The following is a 12,352-nucleotide window of genomic DNA, read 5'->3' as shown; positions in this document are numbered from 1 at the left end:
CCCTCAACCGGCTATGGCTTCCCGTCGTCAGCACCACCGCCGCCTTTATGCCCTTGAGTTTACTCTCCAGGTCTACTCCTACGAGTCCTCTTAAACTTTTGTCAGTCAATCAGCATGCTCAGAGACTATCGCCGGGTATGAAACCCGCTAAAGATACAGATATAGTTGTGATCAAATTGTCAATTCTGCGCTGAGAAAATCAACAAATTGTCTAGCAGTACGTCCCGATCGCCCATTGTAGCGAGTTGCCCATTGTAAAGCGCGAAATTCTAAATTTTTCTGCTCCAGAGTAATTCCAGCTTGTGGTACTAGATATCGAACAATCGGTAAATAAGTATTCTGATCTGCTGTTTCAAAAAGCGATCGCCTAAAGATCGGCTTTGTAGTGTGCCACCAACCCCTAGTAATTTTTGGGTTATTATCCATGGGTTCAATACACGGTGCCGTCAAATATAGACCCCACAGAAAACCGGGCTTTAGCCGGGCGGACTTTGCTTCTTATCAGTAACTCAACAAATACTTTTGGCGATCGCCCGTAAAATTTGAGTATGTTCGATAATCTGTGCAAATTTCTGGCTGAATCATTTTCCGAAGACTACGCCGCCTGGTTGTTGGGACGACCAATCAAATTAACCAAGCTCAGTCCGACGGAACTTTCCCTGGAGCCAATTCGGGCTGACTCCTTGATTTTGGAGCAATCAGAAGACTTGGTGTTGCATCTGGAATTCCAAACGGAGCCTGACCCGACCATGGGTTTTCGGATGCTGGACTATCGGGTGAGGGTATATCGCCGTTTTCCCCAGAAGACGATGCACCAATTTGTTATCTACTTGAAGCCCAGCAGTAATGACTTGGTTTATCAAGATAGTTTTCAGGTAGGGGAGACTGTGCACCGTTATCAAGCGATTCGGCTCTGGGAGCAATCATCGGAAGCATTTCTTCAGAGTCCAGGACTATTGCCCCTAGCGGTATTGACGCAGACCTCTGACTCCGCACTAAAATTGAGGGAAGTGGCGACTGTGCTGGATCAGATTGAGGATAATCGAGTTAAGGCAAATCTCATGGCGGCAACCTCAGTTTTTGGAGGAATTCTGCTATCCCCTGAGCTTATCAAGACAATTTTAAGGAGTGAAATTATGAAGGAATCCGCTGTCTATCAAGAAATCTTACGGGAAGGGGAACAACGAGGTTTACTCAAAGGAAAACTAGAAGGTAGGCTGGAAGCAAAACTGGAAACCATACCCCTGCTGAAGAAATTGGGTCTTACAATCGCCGAAATTGCCAAGGAATTGGATATTGATGTTGCTTTAGTCAATCAGTTTGTCGCTAACCAGAATAATTAAGGGTTGAAATGGTCGTTGCCCGAAATATTGCTTGACTTATCTTTTGGCGATCGCCTAAAGATAAGCTTTGCGGTACGCCACTAACCACTAGTAATTTTTGGGTTATTATCCATGGGTTCAATACACGGTGCCGTCAAATATAGATCCTACAGAAAACCGGGCTTTAGCCGGGCGGACTTTCACTTTCAGCCCCGACTTTTCAGCGTCGGAGAATACTTTTCCTCTGGCGATCGATTAAGACCTAAAGTAGCAGTGGCAGATGTCTCAAATCTGGGTATGAGTAGTCATCGGTATCAGAAAAATTGTCCGCTTATTGAATTATCTTTTGCAAAAAGCTCTGAAAGTGTAACAAATTTATAACCCCTATTTTTCAGTATTGGTAATATTTTTGCCAAAGTTTTTGCAGTTCTCTGTCCCCTTGAATTTCCATCATGTAAAACAATAATAGAACCAGGTCGAATATTAAAAAGAATATGATTTACAGCAAACCAAGACGATTCAATAAGAGTATCATAAGGAAAGACAGATCCTAAAGCTGTTCGATAACCATTCTTTTTTGCTGTCTTGAGCATTTCTGAGTTGTACCAACCTGAAGCCGGACGAAACCAATGAATCTTATCGAGTCTTGAAATTACAGAGTGGGCTTTTAATAGATCAGTTGCAAATTCTTCTGGAGATAGTTTAATGCTTGGTTTATCTTCAGTCATGTGATTGCCTAATTCATGCCCATCTGTGACCATAGTTTGGATGATTGCTTCATTCGCAAAAACTTGGTTGCTAATGATAAAAAAAGTTGCTTTTACTTGATTTTCTCTCAAGATATTAAGTAAAATTTGTGTTGTATCTTTATCAGGTGAATCATCAATTGTCAGTGCAATCAAATTATCATGGGTTTTTGCAAAATAAACAACTCCGGGAATAAGTAATTCAATTATTGCGAGTATCCAGTGAGGCTGAAAAAACAAGATTGATATGAAACTTGCAAAAATAATTAATAATAACCAATAGAGCATCTAATTACCTAACCGTAAGAGAAAAGTTTAAATATTGGCGATCGCCTGGGTTTCTATTACTTTTTTCAGAGCCAACGAGTTCCCATTTCCGCCATAGCTCAGAAAATCATGTAAACCACTGATAACCTTAAACCCATTCTAAAAACTTCCAAAGTCTTGCTCCAAAAGGATTATCCTGAAAATAAAGAATAAAAATATTATGTTGCAGATAACCAAAAGCCTCAGTATTGCCCTAACCGAAATCGAAATGACCGCTATTCGCTCCCAGGGAGCAGGTGGTCAAAATGTGAATAAAGTGGCATCCGCCATTCACCTCCGCTTCGATATTGGGGCATCCTCTCTACCCGATGCCTATAAAAAACGGCTATTAAACCTCAATGATCGGCGCATCACTAAAGATGGCATCGTAATTATTAAAGCCCAGTCTCATCGTACCCAAGAGCAGAATCGAGAGGAAGCCTTACAACGACTCCAATGGCTAATCAGTAGCGTTATAACTTTACCCAAGCCCCGTAGGCCCACAAAACCGACCTACAGTTCCCAACGAAAGCGTCTGGATGCTAAAACCAAACGCAGTGCAGTTAAGGCCCTGAGAAAATCAATTGATGAGTAGTTTTCATTAGGCGATCACCTACAAAATCCTCAATGCACGGTGGTAGTCCATGGTGTCATCAAATTTAGACCCCACAGCAAGCCGGGCTTTAGCCGGGCGGACTCCGATTCTCATTAGTGACCTAAAGATATTTTGGCGATCGTTATTTCCCCAGCCTATAGGGGTCAGGCCATAGAGGGGTTTGAGTAGTAATGGAACCACATGCACGCTAAGCCTGAAACCATCCAGGGGATTTATTAGTTGAATTATTCTCCCAGAAATGGCTACGGACTTTTATTGGCTAAAGGATTCCCCTGGTAAACATTTTTCCCTGCAATTCCCCCAAAGCTGAGTACAGTAAGAAATAAGTCCCTACCCTAGAGGTAAACAATGGACACAACAATGACAGTAGGTTTCTATCTCGGCGATCGCCTGCGGGCCTTTAATGTCGGTCATATCTTTGGGGTGCCGGGGGATTATGTGCTGGGGCTGATGGATGAATTGATTAATAGTCCTGTGGAATTAGTCTGCACCTGTAATGAGTTGAATGCGGGTTATGCGGCAGATGCCTATGGCCGGATGCGGGGCATGGGGGCAGTGTGTGTAACCTATGGCGTCGGGGCGTTTAGTTTGATCAATGCCGTAGTGGGAGCCTACGCTGAACGGGTGCCGTTGGTGGTGATTAGTGGTGCTCCGAGTCGGGCCAATCGTCGCTCCCATCTGATGTTGCACCATACGACGGGGGATTTGAATTTACAATACAAAATTCTAGAGAAAGCCACGGTGATGGCAGTGGTAATCAATGATGTGAACCAAGCCGCCCAACAAATCGATCAAGCCCTGGCGGCCTGTGCCCATTATCGTCGTCCCGTTTACATTGAAATTCCCACGGATATTGCCCAGCAACCCTGTCCAGTTTCTGCTGCTCCCCCAGCGTTTGCTGAAACATTAACTGATGTCGATGCCTGCGCTGAAGCCGTTCAAGAGGCGATCGCCCTGTTAAGTCAGGCCAAGTCCCCTGTGATTTTAGCCGGGGTGGAATTTCATCGTTTTGACCTCGAAGATAAATTATTAAAACTCCTAGAAATTACGGGTTTTCCCATCGCTACTACGTTATTGGGTAAATCCTGTATTGCCGAAACCCATTCCCAATTTATCGGCACCTATGTTGGCGCTCTGAGTCGTCAAGCCGTCCATGAAACCGTAGAAAAAGCAGATTGTGTGCTTTGTTTAGGGGCGATTATGTCCGACATGAATTTAGGGGTTTACACCGCCAAACTCGAAGAACAACGGTTAATTAATGCCAATTCTGAAAAGGTCAAAATTAAACATCACTATTATCAACCAGTTTATTTAGGGGATTTTTTGGACAAACTTTGTCAACAGTGGCATAATTCCCCTCGCCAGAATTTAGACATTATCCCTGCCGCTTCTTTATTGTCAGAACCCCTCACTCCCACTGCCGAGCAAAAATTAACCAATGCCTATTTTTACAAACGACTCAATCATTTTTTAACGGAGATGACAGATCCCCAATTAGTCATTTCTGATACGGGGGATGCCATTGTGGCTACGATGGATTTGATCATGCCCCAGGCCGCCGAATTTATTGGCCAAGCCTTCTACCTTTCCATTGGCTATTCCATTCCCGCTTGTTTAGGGGCCAGCTTGGCCGCTACGGAGCGACGGGTGATCGCCATTGTGGGGGACGGGGCCTTCCAGATGACGGCCCAGGAATTATCCACCATTATTCGCCACCGGTTACACCCGATTATTTTCCTGATAAATAACGATGGCTACACCATTGAACGAGTCATTCAAGACAATGTTTACAACGACCTACAACCGTGGAAATATCATCAATTACCCCAGGTGTTTGGCGACTGTTGGAGTTGTGAAGTCCGCACGGAAACTGAGTTGGAAACAGCCCTAGAAAAAGCCTGTCACCATCTTTCTTCCCCAACCTTTATTGAAGTACATCTAGATCGCTTTGATTGTTCCCAGGGGTTAAAACGATTAGGGGAGGCTTTGAAATCCATGAATAGTCATTAAAACAGAATAATTAGTAATAATTCTAATTCCTTGAGAGCCGGTTTCGGCACAAGCCCCTTAGCCACCGCTAATCTTGGCTTTGTAACCCTGTTTGAGCAAATAGGGGTCACGCCATAGAGCGGAAAATATTGCACCCGAAGCAATTTTGACAAGCCTCAAACCCTTATTGGAAGTAGATGCTCTCGCAATGCTGCTTGAATTCGTTTAATCTCATTCATAACGGGGATGATGCTTTGGTTTTGGTTATTCCTAGCTCACCTCCTTTTCACCACATTTGTCAAATCCTTGCTGGATATAGGTCTTCGCCTCTACCACCCCTTTTTTGTTCCCGTACTTTGACCCCACATAAGCTAAAAATTTTGATTGAGTCGTCTCATTTTTGCTACTATGAATTCTCAATTTTTCGATCCTGAAACTCTGCTTAATGATCTTCTTGTTGCTCTACAAAAAACGCCCGACACCCTACGGGAGCAAATTGAACAGGGCACAGAACAACTAGGAGCTTTTGTCACTCCGATCGCCGAACATCCTCTAATGCAATTCAGTACCAAAATGCCTGGACTCCAGTGGCTTTTGGCAGCTTTAGGTCAGGTAAATAGCGAAAAGGTTGAACGAGAGGTGATGGCCTTGCGTGGTCAATATCCCCTGGAAACCCAAGCTCAGTTAGCCCAGCGGGTGATTGTGGAAACCGCTATCAAAGCCGGAGGCATTGGCTTAATGACCAATTTTATTCCCCCCTTGGCCTTGACCCTTTTAATGGCGGATTTGACTGCGACGACTGCGTTACAGGCAGAAATGATTTATCGTATTGCTGCCATTTATGGGTTTTCGGTTCATGAACCCAGCCGACGTGGAGAAGTATTAGCCCTTTTTTTTCTGGCATCCGGTAGCGCCAATCTGATCAAATCAGGACTGAGTCTGTTTGAGTTGATTCCAATTTTGGGGGTGGTGATTGGCATCACCAGTAACGCGAGCCTAATTTATAGCATTGGCCATGGTGCTTGTTATTTTTACGAAACCAAAAAACGGCGATCGCCTACAACATCCTCAATGCACGGTGGTAATCCACGGTGCCATCAAATATAGACCCCACAGAAAGACGGGCTTTAAACGTAGTAATAATGACTTAGTTTATCAGGACAGTTTTCAGGTGGGGGAGACTGTCCATCGTTATCAAGTGATTCGGCTCTGGGAACAACCATCGGAAACATTTCTCCAAAGTCCAGGGTTATTGCCCCTAGCAGTATTGACGCAAACCTCTGACCCAGCATTAAAATTGAGGGAAGTGGCGACTGCACTAGATCAGATTGAGGATAATCGAGTTAAGGCAAATCTCATGGCGGCAACCTCGGTTTTTGGAGGAATTCTGCTGGCCCCTGAGCTTATCAAGACAATTTTAAGGAGTGAAATTATGAAGAAATCCGCTGTCTATCAAGAAATTTTAGAGGAAGGTAAAATTGCCGGGAAACTAGAAGGTAGGCTGGAGGCGAAACTAGAAACCATACCCTTGCTGAAAAAATTAGGTCTTACGATCGCCGAAATTGCTAAGGAATTAGACATTGATGTCGCCTTAGTCAATCAGTTTGTTGCTAACCAAGATAATTAAGGGTTGAAATGGTCGTTGCCCGGAATATGGCTTGACTGATCTTTTGGCGATCTCGCAGAGATCTGCTATGCGGTGTGCCATTAAACCCCTGGTAAAGTCTGCTGACATTTGGGGAATGTCATTTTTATCTTGAGAGACACTACGTTAGTTTTTTCTCCTTAGAGCAAAACAAACCTAAATTTTGACTACCTTTACAGAACCTTTTGGACGCCCACCCTTTTGGCCATTTTCACGGGATGATTTCCGTTTAGCTTCAGAAGTCTGTTTTCCCCCTTGACGGCCAATCTCCGCCATCCAAGCCTTCGTGCCGAAAATTCCTTGAACTAAGCTGAGAATACTAAAATCTGCGTCTAGACTTGGCCAGTGCACACTTAACCCCGCCCGATCCAACCAAACATTATTTAATTGCTCCACTGTTGCCCCCTGCAAACCCTGAATCAAATCTGGTGGCACGGCAAACTGTGAACCATTAGCGAAATAAAAGACAATTAAATTCCGTTGATGGTCATATTCAACCTGGCGGGCACAGGGGCCGGCATTTTCCTCGGCGATCGCTGTTTCTTTTGCCTGGGCTATTTGGTCAGCAATGGCTTCCTCGTTAAAATCTATTGTCCAATTACGTGCCATGAATACGGTTCCACTCCTGCAAAAATAATTCTTGGTGTTCAGCCACTAGCTTTAATGCTCTGATAGCATCCCGATTACTGATACTGGGGTCAACGGTCACTAACGAGGGAGCTTGATCCTCTGAACCGAGATTGATCTTAATGCCCGGTTGATTGCGGGAACTTTTCCGACCCAGAAAGACGTGAACATGGGCAGGGACATGGTCGTTGGTATAAATGAAAACCGTCAGGCCATGCCTAGGGTCTTCAAAGATTTTAGGCATAATTCATTGATGGATAAACCAAGAATAACCTAAACGGTTAGGTTTATTCAATCCCTCTCACTACCACTGGTTAGAGCATTTACACCATCTTCCCTAAGGCGATCGCCAACCAACCTCTAGTAATTTATCCAGTCTTTGTCTTCTTAATCTTTTTCCCCTAGTACTTTCTGGCGATCACTTAAGATTTGAGAATTTCGTAAAGAATTATGAACTTTTGTTCTTTACTTTCAGGCAGTTGGTAGCCTCCAAGAGGCTGATTAATGTTTGGGTTTTTTCCTAGAATGAATTAGTCAGCGATCATAGTGTTATAGCTAATTTGACTAACAATAGGCCAGTATAATATACAATAACCAAGGTACTGTGAATATAAGCCGTGCAGAACCCCCTACTGTCTTGATTTTATTTTAAACAGCTATATGTGGAAACTTTGTTGTGATCGTCCCATTTGGCGGTGATATACAAAAACTTTCAGTACAATTAATAGTCAGGCAACAGGTAAAAGAATCGAATGGAAATAGAAAAACTGGACATCGCGGGCGCAGTAGCATCAGGTATTGGAAGCCTAAACTTGTTGCTAGGAAGAAATGGTGCCGGCAAGAGCCGTTTTCTTAGAAAGCTTGATCAAGGTTTATCTAAGGACGAACAGTTTAATGTTCGATATGTTAGCCCTGAGAGAGCTGGCGTCTTCAAAAGAAATGGAAGCGTAATTACAAATATGGAGAATAGTGATAGTTGGTTACGCGAAGTCAGGAGAAAGAACCAGGCAGAGAATTTTAAGGCCGCTTCAGCTCAACTTCTCAGGGATGTTGAAACTGCGTATCTAAGGCGATTGCAGGACACACCCGAGATAAGGCTAGATCCTTCGAAGAACTTCTACACAGATCGTCTCGAGCGTGTTAATAGGCTTCTCCCAAATATCCGAATAGAGCAAGAAAAATCGGATTTCGTTTTTAAAACGCTGACCGGAGAATTGGTGTTGCCTGACCAAATTAGCAGTGGAGAATCGGAATCCGTATCTCTTGCCACCGAAATTATGTTTTTCTTCGAAACACTCGATAACAGCAAATTTAACGTTCTGTTACTCGATGAGCCGGATGTTCACTTGCATCCAGACCTGCAGGCGCGGCTAATTCATTTTCTAATTCAGCAGATTGAAGAGCTAAGTGAAGCTGAACGCTCACATGTGACTGTTCTCATTGCCACACATAGCACGCCATTAATTAGCGCTGCTGCTACGAGTGATTTTGTAAAGATAGGCACAAAAAATTTCGATGATGATTTTGTTGAATTTCGTCAGCTCGACGAAAACGTTAAAAAAGTTGCGCCCTTTTTTGGTCATCCGCTCTCATTGAGTCTAAGCAACGACATTATGCTGATTTTAGAGGGTGAAGATGATGAGCGCGTGTGGCAACAAGCATCTAGGTCATCTAATTCTAAGATCAATGTTTTTCCAGTGCTAGCTCAATCAGTTGATGCTCAGGGTGATATGGAGCAATTTTGTGAAAAACTGCTCTCCGCAATTTACGATAACCCAGTTGCATACTCGATACGAGACGGCGATGGTGTTACGGAAGACTTGAATCCAGTTGGATCCGTGGTTAGGTTTCGGCTTCAGTGTTATGCGATTGAAAATGCGTTGGCTACTGATGAATGCTTGGCATTAATTGGACTAACTTGGGGCAAATTTCAGCAGAGAGCAGAAAATTGGATTCAGAAAAATGATAAGCATCGCGATGTTGACTTGATCAAAATGTTAATCAGTTCCGATGACAGGCTAAGGCATCAAAAGATTAAAAAAATTAGGCAACTCATTTGTTCTATCGCAGGATCTAATAAGCCCTGGGAAGTTGTCTTAGGGCAATCTATAGCAGCGCTGAGCGCCCAAACAATAATAAACTCTGGCCCTCATCTTTCCGCATACCTTGGCAATGCGTTGGTAAAAACTATTATTATCTCACCGTCACATATTGGTGCTGAAATTAGCAATTAGCTCTCATTTAATAACCTAATGAATTTACCTGATTGGCTTCAAAAACCGGCATTACCAACTGAGAAAATTTTTGATCGTTTTGTTCAAAATATTGAAGGACAAAAGATTTCAAATATTATTTCAGAAGCTCCTTCGTTTCAAAATGCAGATTACGTTTTTAGAAACGGGAATGTTATTGCTGAACTAAAAACTTTGCAGACTGACTTTGGAGTAACTAATTCATTTAAAGATAAGCATATTAAGCTTTTACAAAATTATATTTCAGATAATAGGATGCCTTTTAGTGCGATTTTTCATAATACAGAGCGTCCGAAGGAGTATTCAAAAGACTTATTGCGATTGTTCAGGCCTCCACTTTGTCGGATCTTGAAAAAAGCAAATAAACAAATTAAAGAAACAAAAAAAGAATTGAGTCTTGAAAATAACTCAGGAATCATTCTATTAGTGAATGATGGTTTTATTTCACTTGAGCCTCGATTTATTATAAGTATTATATGCGAAATTCTCAGTCATTCGTATTCGTCTATAGATGCGTTTGTATATTTAACTCTTAATCACTATGTTGATATTCCAGGCAATCATTACGCAAATCTTCTCTGGATACCAGCTTATAGTCAAAGAGCGTCTAATTCACTGGTAGATTTTGTGAATAAATTAGGCAGTCAATGGTTTAATTTTCTAGCCTACATTCCGCACGTAGTACACCTTCGTCTGAAGTCGAGTACGACGGCAAGCCTATTTCGGAGTTTGCCTCTTGACCCCCAGTCAGCCAATACGCAAAAACTACGCTGTCTGTAGTGTTTTTCCGAAAATTTAGTAACTATTGGTAGAGCCTGCGGAATGTAGGTTCTAGAAATAGAAGTTGGTGAATTTAAGAATAAAACTGTCACAGATAACCCAAGCGTCATTTTACAGGCAACACCTATTGGTCGAAAGTCTACTTAAATGCTAATTAGTGAATGCGCTGGAACGAAGGCATAGACTATCGGTTATGATGCAAATATTGTCACCGTTCAGTGACGCGCCAGCCGTTAAAATTCTGATCGCCGACCAAACTTTTACTTATTCCGCTTGCGATAATCCCAAGGCCGCTCAGCATCCCCACTCCAAACCCCTGTTTTATTGGCGATTCAATAACTAGGTGAATGACCCTAGCATTGACAAGACAATGCAATCGCATTACCATCAGCATATGATTTTACAGGTTGAGAGGTTGCTATGGCTGGAATATTATCACCCTGCCCAGAATCTACCCTTACGGATCGCTATCAGACCACAGTGCCTGATCCAGTTCGCAAAGCCCTTGGACTCAATAAACGAGATAAAATTTGTTACACCATCGAACCCAACGGCAAAGTATGGATTTCTAGGATTGACCAGGAAGAACAGGATCCAGTGTTAGGGAAGTTTTTAGATTTTCTGGCGCAAGATATAGAGAAAAATCCTCAGCAGATACAAGCAATCAGCTCTGAGCTTGTTGGTCGTGTGCAGTCGCTAGTCTCGGGCGTTGATGTGGATCTGGATGCTCCCCTGTTGGATGAGGACGAATAGGTTTGTCAATAGATGAGTCTTTAGTAATTAATGGATGGAAAATATTTGCCCATCCTTTATTTCTTGAGCAAGTTGAAGAACTTGTGGCTCAGGTTGAACATTTACGACAAAAGAATCCAAAGGAATATAAAAAGAAAAATGCTACTAAGCGACTGGCGGCGATCGCCAAATTAGCCTTTGATGTTATTCCTCAAGATCCAACTCGCAATGAATATCGACAAGGGAGTACGCTTGGGAATGATTATAAACACTGGCTTAGGGCTAAATTTTTTCAGCAGCATCGATTATTTTTTCGCTACCACCAAGAAAGTAAAATAATTCTCCTGGCTTGGGTTAATGATGAAAATTCCAAACGAGCGTATGAAAGCAGTACCGATGCTTATAAAGTCTTTAGAAAAATGCTTGAAAACGGTCATCCTCCCAATGATTGGAATGATTTATTAATAGAAGCTAAAAGTGTTGGCGATCGTTTACAAAAAATTGCTGAAATAGATTTCTAAAAGAGCCTTGACAAAAAGAGAGGGACATATAAAATAGCCCCACTCAATGACACTCATTGCAATTATGAAATACAAACTATTTCCCAGTCTAGCGTTGGTGACGCTGGGCATAACGGCGCTTGCTCCTAGTGCATTTGCCAATCCAACGGTGGGGCGCGAAACCCGCACAGGAGATATTTATGTTTCCGGTTTAGGTAGTTATCAATCCATCAAAGGGGAATATTCATCCCTGCCCAGATCAACCAATAAAAACGCCAACGAGTGCGGTGTGATCAAACTAAGTGGTTCCTCCACCAGCTTGCCCATAAATGCCGGAGATACTTTCAAACTCAATGGAGGTGCGGACATTGCCTTTAACTCTCTGGTGGTGGAAGCAGAGCCAAAATGTTCCAACGGTGTGTTGGTGGGTAATCCTACTCCATCCGCCACCCTGAAAGACTCCAACGGGAACGTTTACTTCACCGGCCTGACCCCCTACAGCTCCAACGTGGTCACCTATAACAATGCCCCCACCCTGCGGAGTGTGAAGGCTTCCACCTGTGGCACAGCCCGGTTCTCCAACTCCGGCAAATACTTGGTGACTTCCGGCTCCTTGACCATCACTGATTCCGCCACGGGGTCAACCATCGTGACCATTCCCGACGTGGGAGCCATGACCGCCGTTTCCGGTGGGCCCATCTGCCGTAATGGTGAGGTGGCCCCCAAAAACTGGACAGGGGAGAAAGCTCTAAACTAAAACCGAAATAGAGGAAAGTTTATGAGCCAAACAAAAAAACGATATAGCCCCCAATTCAAGGCCAAAGTAGCCTTGGAAGC

General features: G+C 43.2%; 12 protein-coding genes and 2 pseudogenes. 10 read left to right on the top strand and 4 right to left on the bottom strand.

What is annotated here, in order from left to right; translation table 11 throughout:
- Nucleotides 1–171 precede the first annotated feature (171 nt).
- A pseudogene (locus H6G45_RS18595) lies at nt 172–348 on the bottom strand (DUF815 domain-containing protein); the annotation flags it as partial.
- 200 nt (nt 349–548) lie between these two features.
- Between H6G45_RS18595 and H6G45_RS18590 the strand changes: the two are divergent.
- On the top strand, nt 549–1,343 hold the full coding sequence (locus H6G45_RS18590) for an Rpn family recombination-promoting nuclease/putative transposase (RefSeq protein WP_190599867.1): 795 nt from the start codon (nt 549–551) through the stop codon (nt 1,341–1,343).
- A gap of 293 nt (nt 1,344–1,636) precedes the next feature.
- Here H6G45_RS18590 and H6G45_RS18585 read toward each other — a convergent pair whose 3' ends face one another.
- Entirely contained in the window at nt 1,637–2,356 is a 720-nt protein-coding gene (locus H6G45_RS18585) for a chitin deacetylase family protein (RefSeq protein ID WP_190599866.1), read from the bottom strand.
- A gap of 199 nt (nt 2,357–2,555) precedes the next feature.
- On the opposite strand from H6G45_RS18585, the gene arfB reads away from it, so the two are divergent.
- From arfB to H6G45_RS18565, 4 genes and pseudogenes are all read left to right on the top strand, one after another.
- The gene (arfB, locus tag H6G45_RS18580) at nt 2,556–2,969 is read left to right on the top strand and encodes an alternative ribosome rescue aminoacyl-tRNA hydrolase ArfB (protein ID WP_190599865.1); all 414 of its coding nucleotides are present in this window, start codon (nt 2,556–2,558) and stop codon (nt 2,967–2,969) included.
- Nucleotides 2,970–3,338: 369 nt separating this feature from the next.
- Entirely contained in the window at nt 3,339–5,000 is a 1,662-nt protein-coding gene (locus H6G45_RS18575) for a thiamine pyrophosphate-binding protein (protein ID WP_199309864.1), read from the top strand.
- 387 nt (nt 5,001–5,387) lie between these two features.
- Nucleotides 5,388–6,086, top strand: a complete 699-nt coding sequence (locus H6G45_RS18570) for an EcsC family protein (protein ID WP_190599864.1) — start codon at nt 5,388–5,390, stop codon at nt 6,084–6,086.
- A 22-nt stretch (nt 6,087–6,108) separates the two neighbouring features.
- A pseudogene (locus H6G45_RS18565) lies at nt 6,109–6,606 on the top strand (Rpn family recombination-promoting nuclease/putative transposase); the annotation flags it as partial.
- Between the two features lie 174 nt (nt 6,607–6,780).
- Here H6G45_RS18565 and H6G45_RS18560 read toward each other — a convergent pair.
- Nucleotides 6,781–7,233: a DUF2442 domain-containing protein gene (locus H6G45_RS18560; RefSeq protein ID WP_190599863.1), complete on the bottom strand. Its 453-nt coding sequence runs from the start codon at nt 7,231–7,233 to the stop codon at nt 6,781–6,783.
- A complete protein-coding gene (locus H6G45_RS18555; protein ID WP_190599862.1) occupies nt 7,223–7,495 on the bottom strand; it encodes a DUF4160 domain-containing protein in 273 nt (90 codons plus the stop codon). Before H6G45_RS18555 ends, H6G45_RS18560 begins: the two co-directional genes overlap by 11 nt.
- A gap of 508 nt (nt 7,496–8,003) precedes the next feature.
- Between H6G45_RS18555 and H6G45_RS18550 the strand changes: the two genes are divergently transcribed.
- The 5 genes from H6G45_RS18550 (at nt 8,004) to H6G45_RS19705 (ending at nt 12,272) form a co-directional block, all read left to right on the top strand.
- Nucleotides 8,004–9,485 carry an AAA family ATPase gene (locus H6G45_RS18550; RefSeq protein WP_190599861.1) on the top strand — a complete coding sequence of 494 codons (1,482 nt, stop codon included), beginning with the start codon at nt 8,004–8,006 and terminating at the stop codon, nt 9,483–9,485.
- Nucleotides 9,486–9,503: 18 nt separating this feature from the next.
- Nucleotides 9,504–10,283 (top strand): hypothetical protein, encoded by a 780-nt coding sequence (locus tag H6G45_RS18545; RefSeq protein WP_190599860.1) that lies wholly within the window; start codon nt 9,504–9,506, stop codon nt 10,281–10,283.
- A 420-nt stretch (nt 10,284–10,703) separates the two neighbouring features.
- Entirely contained in the window at nt 10,704–11,036 is a 333-nt protein-coding gene (locus H6G45_RS18540; RefSeq protein WP_190599859.1) for a type II toxin-antitoxin system PrlF family antitoxin, read from the top strand.
- 2 nt (nt 11,037–11,038) lie between these two features.
- Nucleotides 11,039–11,536: a type II toxin-antitoxin system YhaV family toxin gene (locus H6G45_RS18535; protein ID WP_190599858.1), complete on the top strand. Its 498-nt coding sequence runs from the start codon at nt 11,039–11,041 to the stop codon at nt 11,534–11,536.
- A 64-nt stretch (nt 11,537–11,600) separates the two neighbouring features.
- Complete coding sequence (locus tag H6G45_RS19705) at nt 11,601–12,272, top strand: hypothetical protein (RefSeq protein WP_242018258.1); 672 nt, start codon at nt 11,601–11,603, stop codon at nt 12,270–12,272.
- The last annotated feature ends 80 nt before the right edge of the window (nt 12,273–12,352 follow it).

The organism is Synechocystis sp. FACHB-383 (assembly GCF_014698605.1).
In the GTDB taxonomy this organism is placed as follows: domain Bacteria; phylum Cyanobacteriota; class Cyanobacteriia; order Cyanobacteriales; family Microcystaceae; genus Synechocystis; species Synechocystis salina.
The sequence above is the reverse complement of the archived record's forward strand: the minus strand, read 5'-3'. Positions and strand labels throughout refer to the sequence as shown.

What these genes read in the sequence shown, in the direction of transcription:
- H6G45_RS18540 (WP_190599859.1), top strand. Translation starts at nt 10,704, where the DNA reads ATGGCTGGAATATTATCACCCTGCCCAGAATCTACCCTTACGGATCGC.
- H6G45_RS18590 (WP_190599867.1), top strand. Translation starts at nt 549, where the DNA reads ATGTTCGATAATCTGTGCAAATTTCTGGCTGAATCATTTTCCGAAGAC.
- H6G45_RS18545 (WP_190599860.1), top strand. Translation starts at nt 9,504, where the DNA reads ATGAATTTACCTGATTGGCTTCAAAAACCGGCATTACCAACTGAGAAA.
- H6G45_RS18555 (WP_190599862.1), bottom strand. Translation starts at nt 7,495, where the DNA reads ATGCCTAAAATCTTTGAAGACCCTAGGCATGGCCTGACGGTTTTCATT.
- H6G45_RS18550 (WP_190599861.1), top strand. Translation starts at nt 8,004, where the DNA reads ATGGAAATAGAAAAACTGGACATCGCGGGCGCAGTAGCATCAGGTATT.
- H6G45_RS19705 (WP_242018258.1), top strand. Translation starts at nt 11,601, where the DNA reads ATGAAATACAAACTATTTCCCAGTCTAGCGTTGGTGACGCTGGGCATA.
- H6G45_RS18560 (WP_190599863.1), bottom strand. Translation starts at nt 7,233, where the DNA reads ATGGCACGTAATTGGACAATAGATTTTAACGAGGAAGCCATTGCTGAC.
- H6G45_RS18570 (WP_190599864.1), top strand. Translation starts at nt 5,388, where the DNA reads ATGAATTCTCAATTTTTCGATCCTGAAACTCTGCTTAATGATCTTCTT.
- arfB (WP_190599865.1), top strand. Translation starts at nt 2,556, where the DNA reads ATGTTGCAGATAACCAAAAGCCTCAGTATTGCCCTAACCGAAATCGAA.
- H6G45_RS18585 (WP_190599866.1), bottom strand. Translation starts at nt 2,356, where the DNA reads ATGCTCTATTGGTTATTATTAATTATTTTTGCAAGTTTCATATCAATC.
- H6G45_RS18575 (WP_199309864.1), top strand. Translation starts at nt 3,339, where the DNA reads ATGGACACAACAATGACAGTAGGTTTCTATCTCGGCGATCGCCTGCGG.